The organism is Bacillus cereus group sp. Bc031 (assembly GCF_027716265.1).
Lineage (GTDB): Bacteria > Bacillota > Bacilli > Bacillales > Bacillaceae_G > Bacillus_A > Bacillus_A paranthracis.
Map to the genome: position 1 here is coordinate 1 of NZ_JAQFUL010000224.1, position 592 is coordinate 592.

Below are 592 nucleotides of genomic sequence, written 5' to 3' on the forward strand. Positions count from 1 at the left end.
GAAAACTCTCCGCTCAACAAGTCATACTCTAATTGAATTTTCACACCAGCTGTATGACTACAGCCTCCGGCACCAGGATAAGTAGCTGCGAATCGATCTGGAACTTGAAAGGTTGTAGAATCAAGGATGCGAATCCGCTTAAAGTAAGCAGAAAGAGAATGAGAAATTGTAGATGATCCTCCAATTTTAGCTTGTAGAAGTGTAGTAAATACATTTCGAAAGAAGGCTACAGAAGCCGAGTTAAATCGTCGATTCAGTCCCTCAGGACTTAATAAAATTCCTGTTGAAGTTTCTAATTGACTACAAAGTTGAGTAAGAGAGGTTGTAGCGATTTGTTGATTTAACCATACACACAAAGATAAAAAATGGTGCCCATGGCACTTACGTTTTCGTTTCATTCCACCTGCTTCTATAGCTAATTGATTAAGTGTAGCGGGAGACATATATCGATATAACTCTTCGGCAAATAAAGACAGCTCTTGTTTTTGATGCATATTCATAAAAAGCACGTCACCCTTTCTCATTAACATAAGAGAATAGTAACGTGCTTTTAAGTTTAAGAATAGTCTAAATCCTTAAGTTGATGGATGTG

The 592-nt window shown here is 37.5% G+C and carries 1 protein-coding gene; it reads right to left on the reverse strand.

Annotated features, from left to right (window positions below; all coding sequences use genetic code 11):
• The coding region (locus tag PDQ33_RS29005) for an IS4 family transposase (RefSeq protein ID WP_270757136.1) at positions 1–500 on the reverse strand (500 nt) is incomplete at its 3' end.
• Positions 501–592: the final 92 nt, after the last annotated feature.